This is a genomic window from Mesorhizobium sp. M0408, from assembly GCF_040321495.1.
In the GTDB taxonomy this organism is placed as follows: domain Bacteria; phylum Pseudomonadota; class Alphaproteobacteria; order Rhizobiales; family Rhizobiaceae; genus Mesorhizobium.
Window position 1 is genome coordinate 98930 of record NZ_JAMYRO010000017.1, and the last position, 16619, is coordinate 115548.

Annotated in this window: 17 protein-coding genes; 8 read left to right on the forward strand and 9 right to left on the reverse strand. The window is 62.8% G+C overall.

Annotation, left to right across the window (positions count from 1 at the left end; translation table 11 throughout):
• Positions 1 to 19 precede the first annotated feature (19 nt).
• Positions 20 to 178: a hypothetical protein gene (locus NKI67_RS20695; protein ID WP_254817539.1), complete on the forward strand. Its 159-nt coding sequence runs from the start codon at positions 20 to 22 to the stop codon at positions 176 to 178.
• Positions 179 to 229: 51 nt separating this feature from the next.
• Here NKI67_RS20695 and NKI67_RS20700 read toward each other — a convergent pair whose 3' ends face one another.
• Both NKI67_RS20700 and NKI67_RS20705 read right to left on the reverse strand, forming a co-directional pair.
• Positions 230 to 487, reverse strand: coding sequence for a DUF982 domain-containing protein (locus tag NKI67_RS20700; protein WP_023674477.1), 258 nt, complete (start codon positions 485 to 487; stop codon positions 230 to 232).
• Between the two features lie 96 nt (positions 488 to 583).
• Positions 584 to 1246, reverse strand: coding sequence for a GntR family transcriptional regulator (locus NKI67_RS20705; RefSeq protein ID WP_352622828.1), 663 nt, complete (start codon positions 1244 to 1246; stop codon positions 584 to 586).
• Positions 1247 to 1442: 196 nt separating this feature from the next.
• Between NKI67_RS20705 and NKI67_RS20710 the strand changes: the two genes are divergently transcribed.
• Positions 1443 to 2693 (forward strand): multidrug efflux MFS transporter, encoded by a 1251-nt coding sequence (locus NKI67_RS20710; RefSeq protein WP_352646578.1) that lies wholly within the window; start codon positions 1443 to 1445, stop codon positions 2691 to 2693.
• A gap of 53 nt (positions 2694 to 2746) precedes the next feature.
• On the forward strand, positions 2747 to 3118 hold the full coding sequence (locus NKI67_RS20715; RefSeq protein ID WP_023674474.1) for a DUF423 domain-containing protein: 372 nt from the start codon (positions 2747 to 2749) through the stop codon (positions 3116 to 3118).
• Between the two features lie 69 nt (positions 3119 to 3187).
• Here the strand turns inward: NKI67_RS20715 and NKI67_RS20720 are convergent, their stop codons facing one another.
• Positions 3188 to 3331: a hypothetical protein gene (locus tag NKI67_RS20720; protein WP_023674473.1), complete on the reverse strand. Its 144-nt coding sequence runs from the start codon at positions 3329 to 3331 to the stop codon at positions 3188 to 3190.
• 371 nt (positions 3332 to 3702) lie between these two features.
• On the opposite strand from NKI67_RS20720, the gene NKI67_RS20725 reads away from it, so the two are divergent.
• Positions 3703 to 4782 (forward strand): LacI family DNA-binding transcriptional regulator, encoded by a 1080-nt coding sequence (locus NKI67_RS20725; protein ID WP_352571476.1) that lies wholly within the window; start codon positions 3703 to 3705, stop codon positions 4780 to 4782.
• A 22-nt stretch (positions 4783 to 4804) separates the two neighbouring features.
• Here NKI67_RS20725 and NKI67_RS20730 read toward each other — a convergent pair whose 3' ends face one another.
• A complete protein-coding gene (locus tag NKI67_RS20730; RefSeq protein ID WP_352646580.1) occupies positions 4805 to 5980 on the reverse strand; it encodes an OpgC family protein in 1176 nt (391 codons plus the stop codon).
• A gap of 215 nt (positions 5981 to 6195) precedes the next feature.
• Between NKI67_RS20730 and NKI67_RS20735 the strand changes: the two genes are divergently transcribed.
• Entirely contained in the window at positions 6196 to 6852 is a 657-nt protein-coding gene (locus NKI67_RS20735; RefSeq protein WP_023674469.1) for an alpha/beta hydrolase, read from the forward strand.
• A 46-nt stretch (positions 6853 to 6898) separates the two neighbouring features.
• Here NKI67_RS20735 and NKI67_RS20740 read toward each other — a convergent pair whose 3' ends face one another.
• From NKI67_RS20740 to sthA, 3 genes are all read right to left on the reverse strand, one after another.
• Complete coding sequence (locus NKI67_RS20740; protein ID WP_352571477.1) at positions 6899 to 7276, reverse strand: VOC family protein; 378 nt, start codon at positions 7274 to 7276, stop codon at positions 6899 to 6901.
• 72 nt (positions 7277 to 7348) lie between these two features.
• Entirely contained in the window at positions 7349 to 8557 is a 1209-nt protein-coding gene (locus tag NKI67_RS20745; protein ID WP_352571478.1) for an MFS transporter, read from the reverse strand.
• Between the two features lie 149 nt (positions 8558 to 8706).
• Positions 8707 to 10095 carry a Si-specific NAD(P)(+) transhydrogenase gene (gene sthA, locus NKI67_RS20750; protein ID WP_352571479.1) on the reverse strand — a complete coding sequence of 463 codons (1389 nt, stop codon included), beginning with the start codon at positions 10093 to 10095 and terminating at the stop codon, positions 8707 to 8709.
• 212 nt (positions 10096 to 10307) lie between these two features.
• On the opposite strand from sthA, the gene NKI67_RS20755 reads away from it, so the two are divergent.
• From NKI67_RS20755 to NKI67_RS20765, 3 genes are all read left to right on the forward strand, one after another.
• A complete protein-coding gene (locus tag NKI67_RS20755; RefSeq protein ID WP_023674465.1) occupies positions 10308 to 10778 on the forward strand; it encodes an RDD family protein in 471 nt (156 codons plus the stop codon).
• Positions 10779 to 10916: 138 nt separating this feature from the next.
• A complete protein-coding gene (locus tag NKI67_RS20760; RefSeq protein WP_352456566.1) occupies positions 10917 to 11681 on the forward strand; it encodes an arginyltransferase in 765 nt (254 codons plus the stop codon).
• A gap of 121 nt (positions 11682 to 11802) precedes the next feature.
• Positions 11803 to 12699: a DMT family transporter gene (locus tag NKI67_RS20765; protein ID WP_352571480.1), complete on the forward strand. Its 897-nt coding sequence runs from the start codon at positions 11803 to 11805 to the stop codon at positions 12697 to 12699.
• Here the strand turns inward: NKI67_RS20765 and NKI67_RS20770 are convergent.
• Positions 12687 to 13907, reverse strand: coding sequence for an AI-2E family transporter (locus NKI67_RS20770; protein ID WP_352571482.1), 1221 nt, complete (start codon positions 13905 to 13907; stop codon positions 12687 to 12689). The genes NKI67_RS20765 and NKI67_RS20770 overlap by 13 nt on opposite strands.
• Before the next feature lie 248 nt (positions 13908 to 14155).
• On the reverse strand, positions 14156 to 16408 hold the full coding sequence (gene parC, locus NKI67_RS20775; RefSeq protein WP_352646583.1) for a DNA topoisomerase IV subunit A: 2253 nt from the start codon (positions 16406 to 16408) through the stop codon (positions 14156 to 14158).
• Positions 16409 to 16619: the final 211 nt, after the last annotated feature.

Sequence of the window (16619 nt, forward strand, 5' to 3'; positions counted from 1 at the left end):
CACAATGAAAGGAACCGATATGGCACGAGCACCGAACTACGGTCAGGAACGCAAGGAACGCGACCGGCAGAAGGCTGCCAAGAAGGCGGAAAAGCAGGCTGCCAAGGTCGCAGCCAAGGAGCGATCGAAGCCCGAGGGCGAGAGCGAGTCCCAAACCAAAACCGAAACGGCCGAGTGATGACGCCCAGCCTGTCAGGCGGTCCGGGCCTCGGTCGAACCCCGCTATGCCTCAGGCGGGCGCCTTGTCGCTGACGAAGACGTTCACTTCACGAGCGGCGGCAATGAAGGCCCGTCTTGCGTTCATGGCCGGCTTGTCGCCGGCCAGCGCATCATGACAGGCTTGCAACGCTTCGCGGTGCTTGGGGCTGCGCTTGCCGGGCCAATTGTTGAGGAGGTAGTCGGAAGCCTCGCGGGCCGTACGCAAGAGCTGATTGCTTCCCGCCGCGCCCTTGACGGTCACGGGTGTGTCAAATCGGTTGTTTTCCATCGCCGCTCTTACGCCATCGGCATTTGCGAAGCGAGACCGAAAGTAGCATTCTTCGCTCATCTGCTCTTTTCGTGATCAATGGCAGCCGATCCTCACTCAAGCGACGACGGCAAATCCCCGGGCGCGCAGGCCGCGCCGGTCGTTGCGCAGCGAGGTCACCAGCCGGTCGCGGCTGCCGATGATATGGGCCGAAAGCAGGCGGGCGGCGGTATCGGCATCGCCGGCCCGCACCGCCGACAGAATGGCATGGTGTTCGGCCCAGGCACGGCCGAGCGCTGCCTCGTCGCGAACCTCGAGCCAGCGGGCGCGCGACAGGCGTGTCATCACGTCGCGAACCGCTCTGAACAGGAACTCGTTGCCTGATAGACGTGCCAGCTCGATATGAAAATCCATGCCGACACGATGCCATTCCTCGCGCGGGGTTTGGTCGTCGCAGGAATCGAGCATAGCCTCGATAATTTCGACGGCACCCCTGTCCTGCAAGGCACAAGTCAGCCTGACTGCCGCGACCTCGACCGCCTCGCGATAGACGGCGATCTGCTCGAGTTCAGCAAGATTGATGGGCGAGACCGTCCAGCCGCGGCCGTCGCGGCAGATCAGGCCTTCGGTCTCGAGCCGCAGCAACGCAGCCCTGACCGGTGTGCGCGAGGCGCCGAAGCGGCTTTCGACCCAGCGCTCCGTCAGCCGCTCGCCGGGACCAATCTCGAGCCCGAGGATCATCTCGCGAAGCTGCTTTTCGACGTTCTGCATCTGCGACATTGGCGTTCCGTTCAGGTCATTCGTTCCGGCAATCGGGTCACTGGCCGGCGTTGGCCGATCACGCCGGCCTTTGTCGATATGTTTGAGAGGCCCGCATTGACAGCCACGGGGCTTGCGTTCATGACAGATACCAGCTTGGTATCCCAAATCGGTATCCACAGCAAGTTTTCATGCAAGCTGGCCGGACAGGACAGACATGCCGCAAGACGCCAATCGCGCCACGCACAACGTCCATTGGCGCCGCAATCTCGCCGTGTGTTTTGCCGGCTCGTTCAGCACGCTTGTAGCAATGACGCTGCTGTTGCCCTTCCTGCCGCTCTACGTCGAGCAGCTGGGCGCCGAGGGCCATGCGGCGATCGTGCAGTGGTCGGGCGTCGCCTACGGCGCCACTTTCCTTGCCGCCGCGCTGGTCGCACCGCTGTGGGGGCGGTTAGGCGACCGCTACGGCCGCAAACTGATGCTGGTGCGCGCCAGTTTCGGTATGGCGCTGTGCACGTCGCTGGCCGGCATGGTGCAGACTGTCTGGCAATTGGTGCTCTTGCGCCTGCTGATCGGCTTTGCCGGTGGCTATTCTTCGGGCTCGACCATCCTGGTTGCCATGCAGACGCCGAAGGATCGCTCCGGCTGGGCGCTGGGCGTGCTGTCGGCCGGAATCACGGCCGGTGCCCTGGTCGGTCCGCTGCTTGGCGGCGCGCTGCCGCCGCTGATTGGCATCCGCGCCACATTCCTGCTCGCCGGCGGCGTCATTTTCCTGGCTTTTCTGGCAACCACCTTGCTGATCAAGGAGGCGCCTCGCCCGGTTGCCGCCAAGGCCGCGTCAGAAGAAAAAGTGAAAGACGGCTGGTCGCAGATTCCCGACAAGCGCCCCGTCGTCGCCATGCTGGCGACCGGCATGCTGTTGAGTTTCGCCACCATGTCGATCGAGCCGATCATCACCGTCTATGTCCAGCAGCTCATCGAAGATCAGAGCCAGGTCACGCTGGTCTCCGGCATCGTCATGTCCGCGGCAGCGCTCGGCGCCATCCTGTCGGCGTCGCGGCTCGGCAAGCTCGCCGACCGTATCGGCCACTGGAACGTCATCGTTGCCGCACTCGCCGTCTCGGCGCTGCTGCTGATCCCGCAGGCCTTCGTTACCCAGGGCTGGCAACTCGTCGGCCTGCGTTTCCTGATGGGCCTGGCGCTTGGCGGTCTTTTGCCCTGCATCACCAGCGTCATCCGCCACAATGTGCCCGACGGGGTCGGCGGCAACGTACTGGGCTTGTCGATCTCGGCGCAATATGTCGGGCAGGTCGCCGGACCGTTGCTCGGCGGCTTCGCCGGCGGCCATTTCGGTATGCGCTCGGTGTTTCTCGGCACATCCATTCTGATGGCGGGCGGAGCGGCCTATAACTGGCTGGTCCAGTCGCGCCGCGAACTCGACATGCTGGCGGAAGCCGGCAAATCCTGACACGGTTCGCGGCACTATCTCAGGCGGTCGCCAGGAATCACGGAGGCGTGGAAATGAGCACGGATGAACACGCGGCAGGCGGCCGCATTCTGGTTCTTGCCGGCGGCCTATGCGGCGCAACCGGCGTGGCGCTTTCGGCGGCGGCGGCACATCTCGGCGGCGCTTTCGTCGGTACGGCCGCATCCTTCCTGCTCTTGCATGCGCCGGTCTTCCTTACCGTCGGGCTGCTCGGTGGCAATAGCATCCTGCGAACCGGAAGCCTCATCCTTCTCGTCGGGCTTCTGCTATTCTCGGGAGATCTTTTGGCCCGCGACTTCCTTGGCTCGCGGCTGTTCCCGATGTCGGCGCCGATCGGCGGCACGTTGCTCATCGGCGGCTGGCTGATGATGGCCGCCTCGGCGCTGGTGCGCCCGCGCCGCCATTGATGCGGCAACCAATGGCGGCCGCTGCTCCTTCGCCAGCCGCCCTCGATCCACGAGCTGTGTCTTGCCAGCTCAGTCTCGCGGACGTTCGGGCCGGACTTGGCCATCGCTGTTGGTCGTCTTGACTACACGCCGCCGCTCCGGCCGTTCGGTGGCCGGCGAGATGCCCCAATAATTGCGATAGATGTCTTCGAACAGATGCTTGATCGGGTGCATGGTTTAATCTCCTCTAGTTTTTTGAATCGATCCAATCAGCGGGCACAAAAATAGGCCACCGATCAGCTCCGCTTGCGTCCTACGAGGAAACCCAGGTCGCGAATCCACGGACCGGTCCTGTCTCGCCGCTTCCGGGCCTCCGCGCTCGAACGGATGCTCCAGTCGTTCCGGTAAATGTCCTCGAACAGATAATTGACGGGGTGCATGGCGCTCTCCTCTTGTATCGATCCAATCTGGGGACGAAAAACGCTCTTGGATCGATTCAAAGAATACGCATCGCACCACAAATGTCAAGCAAAAATTTGAATCGATCCAACGAAGGTGTTAGGTAGTCGGCGATACTGTTGGACCGGAGTCCCGGAGACAAACAAATGGCATCACTCACCGAAGGCAGGAGGCCCATCCGGCTGGCGGACATCGCCAAAGCCGCGGGCGTATCACACGGCACCGCCTCCAATGTCTTCAGCCGTCCCGAAATCGTGCGTGAGGAAGTCCGCGAGCGCGTCAAGGCGGCGGCCGAGGCGCTGGGCTACGCCGGCCCCGATCCAAAGGGCCGCCTGCTGCGCGCCGGCAAGGTCAATGCGATCGGCGTCGCCACAACCGAGCCGCTGTCCTATTTCTTCGACGACCCCTTTGCGCGCGTGATGATGGCCGGCATCTCGGAGGCATGCGACGCCACCGGCGCGGGAATAGCCCTCGTGTCGGCCGGCAACGAGGAAAAACTCGCCTGGAATATCCAGAGCGCCCTGGTCGACGGCTTCATCCTGTTCTGCATCGAGGGCGGTCCGCGCCTCGTCGAGCTGACGCGCGAACGCAAGCTCCCCTTCGTCGCGCTCGAGCTCGGCTCGCAGGACGCCACGGTCTCCGCGATCGGCGTCGACAATGTTGCCGGCGGCCGGCTCGCGGCGCGCCATCTGGCGGAACTTGGACATCGCCGCTTCGCCGTGCTGTCGCTGGCCTTCGCCGACGACAGCACCGGACTTGTCTCGCCCGAGCAGGTCCGGACCGCAGTCTATACAGGAACCCGTGACCGCCTCCTCGGCTATCTCGAAGAGCTTTCCCGGTTCGGCGTCGATACCGCCAAGGTGCCGGTCTACGAGACTGAAAACGATGAGGCCAGCACAAAGGCCGGCCTCGAAACCCTCTTCGCCTCGGCGGAACCGCCGACCGCCATCCTGGCGATGTCGGACCGGGTCGCGATGGAAGCATTGGAATGGCTCAGCGCGCGGGGCATCGCGGTTCCTCGCGATGTTTCCGTCGTCGGCTTCGACGGCGTGCCTGAAGCCGCAATTTGCGAGCCTCCGCTCACCACCATCGCCCAGCCGATCGCCGAGATCGGCCGCCGGGCAGCGCGAAGAATCCTCGACTTCGACGGCACGGTGCGGCGAGAAACGCTCGGCGTCGAACTTGTCGTCAGGGCGTCGTCCCGGCCGCCGCCAGGCACAGGTTGACTGGGCAGATCGGCTCCAAATCTTATCGATTGGCCGCCATCGGACCGATGCCAAAGGATGGACGGACCGGCGGCGCCTCGTTGCGGACCGGCTTGCCCTTGCCGGACCAGCCGATAGCGGACAGCCATTCCAGATAGAAGGCGAGCGCGAACTGCATGGCGATGCCGGCGGCGAGCAGCAGACTGTCATAGGCAAAGCCGCCCGGGTTGACCAGCTTCATCACCTGCGCCGTCATGGCAATCACCGTGCCGGCAATGAAAACCGGCAGCGAGCGTTTGCCCAATATGGCGAGCGGATTGTCGCGGCCGGTGCGGAACAGGTTCGAGACGAAAGGCAAGGCGACGACTAGGTAGCTCATCGCCAGGATGTGCAGCAGCCGCGGCAACGACAGGAACGTCTTGTCGAAACCGGTCAGCACCACCGGCAGGTCGAGCCACGACACATGCCCCCACAGCGGGCTGTGCACCCAGACGAGCGCCGTCAGCACATAGGCGGCGGCCGCGCCGACCAGCCAGCGATTGACAGGGATGGTGCCGCCGCGCCGCACATGCAACACGCTGGCCATGCCGATATTGAACAGCAATTGCCATGACAGCGGATTGAGGAACCAGAAGCCGGGCTCCGGGTAGTTCGGCGGCGCGATCTGGTAGATTCCGGCAATCAGCCAAAGGGCTGCGGATACTGCGAGCGCCGCCAGTGGCCGGTAGCTGATGAACAGCAGGAAGACCGGAGCCATCAACAGCAGCGCCGCATAGACCGGCAGTATGTTGTTGTAACCGAGCTGATGGCCGAGCGTGACGATGCCGACCAGGACTTGTGGCGGGTTCCTGACGAGCGGCTCGATGTTGATCAGCGTCAGAAGATCCGGCCGTTTCGCAAACACCGCCGCCGCGCAGAAGATAGCCATGACCACCATCGTCGTGACGATGTGGGTGACATAGAGCACACCGGCGCGGCGCCACATTTTCAGTGTTGCAATCAGCCGGTTTCCCGGCTGGAACTTAGTGCCGTAGGCGAGAGCGACGGACATGCCGGAGATCAGCACGAAGGCCTCGGCCGCATCCGAAAACCCGAAATTCTTGTAGGTCAGGGTTTCGAAAACGGTGCCAGGCACGTGGTCGACGAATATGGTCAGGAGGGCGAGAGCCCGGAACACATCAATACGCGTATCGCGTTCCGGCGAAACTGGCATGGTCATCGATAAAAGGCCTTAAAGCTGGTTGTTCATGCCCGGCATGCGATCCCTCGGGCGACCACCCGGCGCACACTGCTTCGATCCCCCCGCGGGGATTATATCGGCAAAGAAACGGACTGAAATGCGCCCGGTTCAATCAACTTTCGCGGAGCTTGAAAATATTCCGTTTTGAAGCCGGCAAATTAACGAAAGTAACGCGGAATCAAAAGGATGTGACTATGGCCGAGCAAAGCCTCGAAGACGGTATTTTGCAGGAGAATTCAGGCTTTTTCTACCGGCTCCATCGATCCGCCAATTTACCCGGTGACTGGCTGTTCCTGTTGCATGGATCGGGTGTCGACGAGACGACCTTGCTGCCGCTTGGTCGGCAAATCGCGCCGCATGCGGCGCTGGTTACGGTCCGTGGCCGCATCCCTCAGGAGGACGGTTTCCGCTGGTTCACGCGAATCACCCCGACGCGATTCGAGCAGGCAAGTATCCGCGCGGAGGCAGATGCGTTTGCAAGCTTCGTCGCCGGCGTCGCGAAGCGCCACAGCCTCGATCTCCGCCGCGCGACCTTTCTCGGCTATTCGAACGGCGCCAATCTGGTTTCAAGCGTCATGCCGCTGCATCCGGGCCTCATCGAGCGCGCTGCATTGCTGCGCCCCATGCCGGTGCTCGACGAGGTGCCGCCGGCCGACCTGTCGAAGGCGCGGGCTCTGATCGTCGCCGGCGCCGCCGACCTGACCTACGCGCCTTTCGCCCCCGTGTTGGCCGCTCTACTGAGCTCGCATGGCGCCAAGGTCGAGACCCACACCATTGCCTCCGGCCATGAAATCGGCGACGCGGATGCTGAAATCGTCAGGCAGTGGCTGGCGGGGTCAGGCAACCGCTGAACGAGCGGATTGAGCGCACGCACAACGCGGGCCCGACCATCGAATGTCAGTGTGCGGCGGGCTGGAATAGCTCGATCGCATTGCCGGACGGGTCTTCGAGCAGGGTCTGCGAGCCGCCGACGCCGTTGATGATATCGTTGCGGAAGGCGAGCCCGGCGCCCTTCAGGCGCGCAACCTCTTGCTTCAGATCCGGCACCACCAGCACGATGCGGTTCCACCCTCCCGGCACCGGCCGGCGGCCATCCGGCATCGCCCGTGCGCCCGAGCTCTCCGGCCCGCTCAGCAGAAGCCGCAGATCGCCGCGCGTGACCGAGCAGAAAGCCGGCCGCGCATCCCGTTCAATGGCAAAGCCCAGATGCTTCACGTAGAAATCGATGGAAGCGGCGACATCGTCGACAATATAGCGAACACTGACGGGCGTCATGACCGGGGACCTTTCAGTTTGAGTAGAACGTTTTATTAAAGGCTGCTCATCATCGGCAACGCCCCGGCAGCACTACGACGCCGCCGACACACTATGACCGTCGGTTCGCCAGGGGATCAGGGCAAGCAGACCAGCACTGCCGACCACGGCGAAGACAGCGCCGTAGATGAACACCGCCTCATGGCTTACACGATCCCAGAGCTGTCCGGCGACAACGCTTGCCGCGAGTTCCAGCAGGCCGACCGTGGTGCTGTACCAGCCGATGCCGCTGGCACGCAGCTCTTGCGGCACGAAGTCCGAGGCGAATGCCTTGCCGACTGAGCGGAAGATGCCTTGATAGAACCCGTAGAAGGCAAAAAGCAGCCCGATCAGATAGATGTTCCGGGTCAAGACGAAGCCGAGATAGGCGATCAGGAAGATGACGAAGGACGACAGTAACACGCCCTTGCGGCCGAAGCGGTCCGATAGAAAGCCGGCCGGGTAGGAAATCAGCGCCGCAACGAGATTGAAGCCTGCATAGATAAGAATGGTTGCCTCCAAAGAGGCACCGATATCCTGTGTTTGCAGAATCAGAAACGCATTGCTCGAATTGCCGATGCCGAAGAGAGCTGTCACCAAGAGATAGGTCCAATAGGCTTTGGGAAACTGCCGCAGATTGATGTCGATCTTGGCCTTTGCGGCTACGGCCAGTGGCTGCTCGTGCACCAACACCACCATGAGGAAGGCGAGGAGACCGGGAATGAGCGCGAGATAGAAGATCCAGCGGATATCGACTTTGAGGGCGATGAGAAGCAGCACCGCGAGCAGTGGTCCCAGAAACGCTCCCAGATTGTCGCCAATGCCTTCTAGGCCGAATGCTTTGCCTCGGTGCTCGTCGGCCACGGACGAAGCAAGGAGCGCGTCGCGCGGAGCGGACCGGAAACCTGCACCGAGCCGATCCACAAACCGCGCGCCCAGGACCATCGGCCACACCGTGGCCACGCCGATCAGCGGTTTGGCGATAGAGGCCAGAAAATAGCCAATGAGGGCTATCGGTTTCCGCTTCTGAAGCCTGTCCGAGAGCCAGCCCGAAAAACCTTGCACGATGTTCTGCGTCGCCTGGGCGATTCCGTCGACCAGACCGACGACGCTCCCGCTTGCGTGCAGAGTCTGGGTTAGGAAGATCGGCAGGATCGGATAAAGCATCTCTGTCGAAATGTCGGCAAACAGGCTCGCCAGCGCCAGAAGCACCGTGTTTCGGGAAATCCAGGCGAAGGTTTTCCTTGGCGCTGCCCCAGTCATTGCTTTGCCCTGTTCGGCAATCCGTTTGGCTGAAACGCAACGGCCACCATGTCGGTTGCAATGCGCCACTGCTGAGTGTCCTGCCCCCATCCCGAAGGTCCGCGCAGCAAAACCGATGCCCACGCGGTCCTTCGATTCGGGATCATGGTCTACCCTCGCCCCATTCGGTTCCAGGCGTCCAGCCCGGCGATCTTGTAGGCTTCGGCCAGCGTCGGATAGTTGAAGGTGTTGTTGACGAAGAAGTCGACGGTGCCGCCGAGATTGATGACCGCCTGGCCAATGTGGATGAGTTCGGTCGCGCCCTCGCCGACAATATGGGCGCCGAGCAGACGGCGTGTTTCGATCGAGAACAGAAGCTTCAGGAAGCCGGTGTTGACGCCCATGATGTGGCCGCGCGATGTCTCGCGGAACCGCGCCACGCCGACCTCGTAGGCGGCACCACTCTCACGCACCTGCTCCTCGGATTGCCCGACCGTGGAGATTTCCGGCACGGCGTAGATGCCATAGGGAAAGGTTTCGGGCGGCGGCGGCAAGGGCACGCCGAAGGCATGGCAGGCGGCCACCCTGCCCTGCTCCATCGAGGTCGAGGCCAGGCTCGGAAAGCCGATAACATCGCCGGCGGCATAGATGTTGGACGCGCTGGTCTGGAAGGTCTGCGGATCGACCTTGATGCGGCCTCTGGAATCGGACTCGATGCCGACCGTTTCCAAGCCCAGGCTGCCGACATTGCCGGTACGCCCTGCGGCGTAAAGCACGATCTCGGACCGTATGGTGCGGCCGTCGGCCAGCGTCACCTCGGCATAGTCGGGTTTGGAGGCGATCTCCTTGACGGCACTGCCCAATCGGATGGTCATGCCGCGGTCGCGCATCTGATGGATGAAGTCGTCGACGATCTCGCGGTCGACAAAATCCAACATCGTATTGCGCGGCTCGACCAGCGTCACCGGCACGTCGAGCGCCGAAAAGATCGTCGCATACTCGACACCGATAACACCGGCGCCGATCACCGTCAGCGTGCGCGGCAGGCGATCGAGCTCCAGCATCTCATCACTGTCGAAAATCCGTGTTTTGTCGAACGGCACGTCGTGCGGCCGGTGCGGCCGGGTGCCGACCGCGATCAGCGCATGGGAGAAGCCAGCCTCGCTGTAGTCGCCGGTGTCGGTGGTCAGGCTGACCTTGTTGGCGCCGAGGAATTTTGCCGCGGCGCGCGCGCTCTTGACCGTGTTGCGCATGAACTGATGCTGCAGCACCTCGACCTCATGGTCGAGCGTCTTGTGCAGGCGCTCGACCAGATCGCCGACCGAAATGTCCTGCTTGACGCGGTAGCCGCGTCCATAAAAGCCGCGCTCACGCCAGCCGGAGAGGTTGAGCACCGTCTCGCGCAACGTCTTCGACGGTATGGTGCCGGTATGCACCGACACGCCGCCGAGACGCCGGCCTCTGTCGACCACCAGCACCGACTTGCCGAGCTTGGCCGACTGCACCGCGGCGCGGCGCCCGGATGGGCCGCTGCCGATGACCAGCATGTCGTAGTCCATGTCGCCCCGTCCCCTCGGCTCGGCGCGCTTTGTTGCGCCGCAGCAAACTAACGCTATCCGCGCCGTGAATTCAACAAGTCAGACGGCCCCAGGCACTCCGTCACCATCTACACGGCGGCGAAAGGCTCGATCTTGATTCCGCCGCGAACCTTCACCATTTCACCAAGAAGCGGCCCCGTGCATTAACCCGGGTTCGATTACGAGGAAATGACATGAACGCTCGCGTTCTCGACGGCGAAATCATCACCAGCAGGCTCGAAGATGTCCGCGCCTATGAGGGCGTGCGCACGCGGCGCATTCTCGCCTTTGTCATCGATTATTTCATCGTCGCGCTGCTCACCATTCCATTCGCGATCCTGGTGTTCCTGTTCGGGCTGTTGACGCTCGGCCTCGGCTGGATGCTGTTTTCCATTCTCGTGCCGGCCGTCGCCATCCTCTACATCTGGAACACGCTCGGCAGTAAAGACCAGGCCACCACCGGCATGAAGATGATGGGCATCCGGCTCGACCGGCTCGACGGCAGCCGCATCGACGGGCTGACCGCCGTCGTGCATTCGGTGCTGTTTTGGGCCGGCAATGTCATCCTTTCGCCGCTGGTCCTGCTGGTGAGCCTGTTTTCCGACCGCAAGCGCACGCTGCACGACCTGCTGCTCGGCACCGTCGTCAGCCGCAGCGGCCGCTGAGCAGACTTTTGAAGCGCGGCCGCAGCCTTTGCGCACAAATGTGAAGACGTCCAATCAACCAGGCTTTCACAATCCTGTTGAATTTTTCGGCGTCCGCGCCAAAGGTAGAGCGATTCGCAGGAGTGTTTCCAAGGCTCGATGACGCAGCACCCGACCCAGTCGCCGCAGTTCTTTCTGACCGCGCCCTCGCCATGTCCCTATCTCGAGGGCCAGTTCGAGCGCAAGGTGTTCACACACCTGGTCGGCGACAAGGCCCCCGAGATGAACGATCTGTTGACGCAGGGCGGTTTCAGGCGGTCGCAGAACATCGCCTACAGGCCGGCCTGCGAGACCTGCCGCGCCTGTGTGTCGGTGCGCATCCTGGCGCAGGAATTCACCGCCAGCCGCAACTTGAAACGGGTCATACAGCATAATTCGGATCTGGTCGGCGCCATGCACGACGCCGAACCCTCCACCGAACAGTATTCGCTGTTCCGCAGCTATCTCGACGCCCGCCACCGCCGTGGCGGCATGTCAGACATGACCGTGCTCGACTACGCCATGATGGTCGAGGATACCCATGTCGACACCAAGGTCATCGAATACCGTCGCCGCGGACCTGACAGCTTCATCACCGGCAAGGGCCAGGGCGAGCTGATCGCCGTGGCGCTCACAGACAAGATGGCCGATGGCCTGTCGATGGTCTATTCCTACTTCAACCCGGACTTCGAGGACCGTTCGCTCGGCACCTTCATGATCCTCGACCACATCGCCCGCGCCAGGGCGATGGGCCTGCCCCATGTCTACCTGGGTTACTGGGTCAACGGCTCGCGCAAGATGAATTATAAGATGCGCTTCCAGCCGCAGGAGCATCTCGGCCCGAAAGGCTGGGAACGCTACAATCACGAAGCGGTTTCGCGCTGATCTTCGCTTTCGGTATTCACTCTTAAATTGTTTCGAGGAGGATGCCGCTGGGCTTCCGGCCGATCGGCTGGAAAACCGGGCGGTCAATTTTGCGCCTCCAAGCCTACGCGAGAATTGCCGCATGTCTTCCCACAACGACCACCAGAGAGGCCTTCTGATCACCGCCATCGGCGGGCTGACGCTGACCGTCGACATTCCGCTGATCCGGCTCGCCGACGGCGAGGCGTGGACGATCCTGCTGTTGCGCACCGGCACGACCTTCGTCGCCACGCTTATCATCTGGGCCGCCTGGCGCTCGCTGAGCGCAAAGGCACCGCAGCTTGTGCCGGGCTGGTCAGGGCTCATCGTTGCCGGCCTCTACGGGCTCGGCTCGATCGCCTTCATCACCGGCGTCTACAACACTTCGACCGCCAATCTCGTTTTCATCCTGGCCTTCACCACCATGTTCGCGGCCGTTTTGTCGTGGCTGTTCCTGAAGGAGAGGCCACGGCCGCTGACGCTCGCAGCGCTGGCATTGATGATCGCCGGCGTCGTGATCATCGTCGGCGATTCCGTCGGAACCGGGCATCTCTTCGGCGACCTGATGGCGCTATGCTCGGCTTTCATGATCGCCGCGGCCATCACCATCTCGCGCGCCAGCGGCAAGGATATGGGCTTCACCGCGCTGATCGGAGTCGTCCTGCCGCTGGCCGTCGGCGCCGTGATGGTTTCCAAGGTGGGTTTTCACGTCAACGCACCCTGGTGGATCATCTTCAACGGCGCCGTCATCATGCCGATCTCGTTCTTCTGCCTCGCCAACGGCCCGAAATACATCTCCGGGCCGGAGGTGGCGATGTTCTACCTGCTTGAAACCGTGCTGGCGCCGGTCTGGGTGTGGATGATCTTCGCCGAAACACCGTCGCGCAACAGCCTGATCGGCGGCGCGATCCTAATCATGACCTTGATCGGCCATTCGCTCTGGCAGTTGCACGAGGGGCGCAAGCGCCGCGCCACCTTCGCCGTCAGTCACCCGGCCTGATTCTTTTTCGCGGCGGCGCGTCCGGCGACAATTTCGATCTGCGGCGGTGCGTCATCGTGCTCCGCCGGTTCGGCGGCAGCGAGCTCATCGGTCAGTTCCACTTCGCGCAGCCATTCGCGCCAGATTGCGACCAGCAGCGCCATCAGCACCGGGCCGATGAACAGGCCGAGAAAGCCCATCGTCTTGACGCCGCCAATCAGGCCGAAAAAGGTTGGCAGGAAGGGAAGCTTTATCGGCCCGCCGACCAGCTTCGGGCGCAATGTCTTGTCGACGATGAAGAGTTCGACCGCGCCCCAGATGAACAGTGCCAGCCCGGCCATCGGCGAGCCGCTGGCCGCGAGATAGATCGACACCAGCGTGAAGGACAGCGGTGCGCCGCCGGGGATCAGCGCCATGATGCCGGTCAGCGCGCCGAGCGTCACCGGCGACGGCACGCCGGCCAACCAGTAAGCGATACCCAGCACCAGCCCTTCGCCGATGGCGATAACGGTCATGCCGGTCACCGTCGAGGAGATTGTCGCAGGCACCACGCGTGAGATCCGTTCCCATCTGGCCGGCAGGATGCGTTCGCCGAGGCGATCGACCTGTCCGGCGAAATGCTCGCCGTCGCGATAGGCGAAGAACAGCGCGATCATCATGAATAGCAGCGTCAGCAAAAGGCCGAAGGCGCTGCCGCCGGCGGCAAGCACGCCGCGATAGATGCTGCCGATATTGGCGCCACTGATCAGCTGGATCAGTTCGCCGATACCGCCGGGGTGGCCAACGTTGACCGTCCATTGTTCATTGAGCCATTCGCCCACCACGGGCATGGTGGCGATCCAGTGCGGCGTCGGCGCACCGTAGCGGTTGGTCTCTATCGCCCAGTTGACCCACTCGCGCACCTCATTGATGGCGTAGGTGCCGGCAAGCGCGATCGGCACCACCAGGAAAGTCAGGATGAACAAGATCGCAAGCGTCGCAGCGATGGTGCGGTTGCCGCCGACGCCGGCGAGCAGCCGCCGATAGAGCGGCCAGCTGGCGAAGGCGATAACCAGGGCGGCAAGAACCGGGAACAGGAAGCCGTGGAAGAAATAAACGCCGGCGGCAACGATCAGCACCAGGAGCCAGCGCGCCGCCGACAGCGGCGGAATGACAGCGGCCCTGAGCGGCATCGACAGGCCAAACAGACGCTGCTGCCGCTCCGGCTTCTGGATCCTGACTTCCTTCAAGCGGCTACCTCTCCCTGGCCCATCGTATCGCTTATGCCCTGATATAGTGCAGCAATCGTGACGACATCCCAAATGTTTGGGTGGAGCTGCTAATCTCCCCCCTTGAGGGGGAGATGTCGCCGAAGGCGACAGAGGGGTCGGGACGTCCTGACGCGACCTTACCACGAACAAAGGAGGCTGGCGCTTCATGCGCGGGGACCCCCTCTGGCCTGCCGGCCATCTCCCCCTCAAGGGGGGAGATTACCGCTTCACCCGAACTTGCCAGTCCTCGGGAAACCCTTCGGCACCATGCGGCCGGCCGAGGCGCGGGCGCCAATCCATTCGGCAAGCTCGTCACGCGATTTGGTGAAGGTGCGGTCTGCCGAATCCTGCCAGGACAGGCCGCTTGCGAGCGTGAAGGTCTTGAGGTCGAGGACGCCGCCATCTTTGTATTTCTGCAGGCGCACGCCCTTGCCGCGCCCCATCTCCGGGATCTCGGCCAGCGGGAATACCAGCATCTTGCGATTCTCGCCGACAATGGCGAGATGGTCGCCGGCGACGCTTATGCAGCGCTGGGCTTCGTCGGGCGCCTTGACGTTCATCACCTGCTTGCCCTTGCGGGTGTTGGCGACGACTTCTTCTTCCGGCACGATGAAACCGTTGCCGTCATGCGACACCAGCAGCAGCTTGCGCTTGGGATCATGGACGAAGGCGGTGACGATATCCTGGTCGTTGTCCATGTCGACGATGATGCGGATCGGCTCGCCGTGGCCACGCCCACCAGGCAGCCGGTCGGCGCCGATCGTGTAGAACTTGCCGCCGGTGGTGGAGACCAGCACCTTGTCGGTCGTCTGGGCGTGGAAGGCGAGCTTGAGGCTGTCGCCTTCCTTGAAGGTCAGGGCCGAATGGTCGGTCAGATGACCTTTCATGGCCCTCAGCCAGCCCTTTTCTGAAACGACCACGGTGACCGGCTCGCGCTCGATCATGGCGTGGGCGATATCGGTCAGGTCATGCTCGGGTGCGTCGGCGAACTCGGTGCGGCGCTTGCCGATGTCGGTCTCGGGCCCGTATTTCTGGCGAACATTGGCGACTTCCCACTTGATCGTCGCCCACTGCTTGGCGTCGGACGCAAGCAGTGCCTCGATCTGCTTCTTCTCGCCGGTCAGGCCATTGAATTCCTCGCGAATTTCGAATTCCTCGAGCTTGCGCAGCGCCCTCAGCCGCATGTTGAGGATGGCTTCAGCCTGGGTGTCGGTGAGTGACCAGCGGGCCATCATCACCTGCTTGGGCTCGTCCTCCTCGCGGATGATCCTGATCACCTCGTCGATGTTGAGGTAGGCGATCAAATAGCCGGCGAGGATCTCCAGCCGCCTTTCGATCTCGCCGAGGCGGTGCTTGGAGCGGCGGATCAGGACGTCGCGGCGGTGCTCCAGCCATTCCTTGAGCACACCTTTCAGCGACAGCACGTTCGGCACCTTGCCGCGCGACAACACGTTCATGTTGAGCGGAAAGCGGCTTTCGAGCTCGGTCAGCTTGAACAGCGATTCCATCATGATGCCGGGATCGACCGAGCGGCTTTTCGGCACCAGCACGACGCGGATGTCCTCGGCGCTCTCGTCGCGGATATCCTCGAGCAGCGGCAGCTTGCGCGCCATCAAGAGCTCGGCGATCTTTTCGATCAGCCTGGCCTTCTGGACGCCGTAAGGGATTTCGGTGACGACTATGTTCCAGGTGCCCCTGCCCTGGTCCTCCTGGCTCCACTTCGCCCTGACGCGGAAACCACCGCGACCCGTTTCGTAGGCTTCGAGGATCGAGGCACGGCTGTCGACGATGATGCCGCCGGTCGGGAAATCCGGACCTTGCACGAAATCCATCAGCTTGGTGACGGGCGCATCCGGATGATCGATCAGGTGAAGCGCGGCATCGCAAAGCTCAGCCGCATTGTGCGGCGGGATCGAGGTCGCCATGCCGACGGCGATGCCGGACGAGCCGTTGGCGAGCAGGTTCGGGAAGGCGCCGGGCAGCACGGCCGGCTCCTCGTCTTCCTCGTTATAGGTCGGGCGGAAATCGACCGCGTCCTCGGTGATGCCTTCCAAAAGCAGCGTCGACACTTCGGTCATGCGCGCTTCGGTGTAGCGCATGGCGGCGGCGTTATCGCCGTCGATATTGCCGAAATTGCCCTGGCCGTCGACCAGCGGGTAGCGCATCGAAAAATCCTGCGCCAGCCGCACCAACGCGTCATAAATCGACTGGTCGCCATGCGGATGGAACTTGCCCATCACCTCGCCGACGATGCGGGCGCATTTGGCAAAGCCCTGGTCGGGGTTGAGCCGCAACAGACGCATGGCATGCATGATGCGGCGATGCACCGGCTTCAACCCGTCGCGCACGTCCGGCAGCGCCCGATGCATGATGGTCGACAGCGCGTAGGCGAGATAGCGCTCTTCCAGCGCCTTCTTCAGATCGACCGGCTCGATATTGTCGCCGCCGCCAGTTTCAGGCGGCAAAAGCCTTTTTCCCATGGGCTGGCACTAGCCGAGCGGGTGATTCGCGGCAAGAGGCACACCGGTATGCGTGCTCCTAAAGCGCATCGCGTTCGACCGGCCCCATGCGACGCTTTAGGTCCTTGTTTTGATGCATGTCGTTATCGCAAAACCGTTGCACATTTTTGCGCGACATCCATTATGCAACAGGAATTGGAAGCGTCGCGACGCCGGCCAACATCAATCCGTT

Bases quoted from the DNA above. Each gene is read 5' to 3' on its own strand.
- NKI67_RS20695 (WP_254817539.1), top strand. From the start codon at position 20: ATGGCACGAGCACCGAACTACGGTCAGGAACGCAAGGAACGCGACCGG.
- NKI67_RS20700 (WP_023674477.1), bottom strand. From the start codon at position 487: ATGGAAAACAACCGATTTGACACACCCGTGACCGTCAAGGGCGCGGCG.
- NKI67_RS20705 (WP_352622828.1), bottom strand. From the start codon at position 1,246: ATGTCGCAGATGCAGAACGTCGAAAAGCAGCTTCGCGAGATGATCCTC.
- NKI67_RS20710 (WP_352646578.1), top strand. From the start codon at position 1,443: ATGCCGCAAGACGCCAATCGCGCCACGCACAACGTCCATTGGCGCCGC.
- NKI67_RS20715 (WP_023674474.1), top strand. From the start codon at position 2,747: ATGAGCACGGATGAACACGCGGCAGGCGGCCGCATTCTGGTTCTTGCC.
- NKI67_RS20720 (WP_023674473.1), bottom strand. From the start codon at position 3,331: ATGCACCCGATCAAGCATCTGTTCGAAGACATCTATCGCAATTATTGG.
- NKI67_RS20725 (WP_352571476.1), top strand. From the start codon at position 3,703: ATGGCATCACTCACCGAAGGCAGGAGGCCCATCCGGCTGGCGGACATC.
- NKI67_RS20730 (WP_352646580.1), bottom strand. From the start codon at position 5,980: ATGACCATGCCAGTTTCGCCGGAACGCGATACGCGTATTGATGTGTTC.
- NKI67_RS20735 (WP_023674469.1), top strand. From the start codon at position 6,196: ATGGCCGAGCAAAGCCTCGAAGACGGTATTTTGCAGGAGAATTCAGGC.
- NKI67_RS20740 (WP_352571477.1), bottom strand. From the start codon at position 7,276: ATGACGCCCGTCAGTGTTCGCTATATTGTCGACGATGTCGCCGCTTCC.
- NKI67_RS20745 (WP_352571478.1), bottom strand. From the start codon at position 8,557: ATGACTGGGGCAGCGCCAAGGAAAACCTTCGCCTGGATTTCCCGAAAC.
- sthA (WP_352571479.1), bottom strand. From the start codon at position 10,095: ATGGACTACGACATGCTGGTCATCGGCAGCGGCCCATCCGGGCGCCGC.
- NKI67_RS20755 (WP_023674465.1), top strand. From the start codon at position 10,308: ATGAACGCTCGCGTTCTCGACGGCGAAATCATCACCAGCAGGCTCGAA.
- NKI67_RS20760 (WP_352456566.1), top strand. From the start codon at position 10,917: ATGACGCAGCACCCGACCCAGTCGCCGCAGTTCTTTCTGACCGCGCCC.
- NKI67_RS20765 (WP_352571480.1), top strand. From the start codon at position 11,803: ATGTCTTCCCACAACGACCACCAGAGAGGCCTTCTGATCACCGCCATC.
- parC (WP_352646583.1), bottom strand. From the start codon at position 16,408: ATGGGAAAAAGGCTTTTGCCGCCTGAAACTGGCGGCGGCGACAATATC.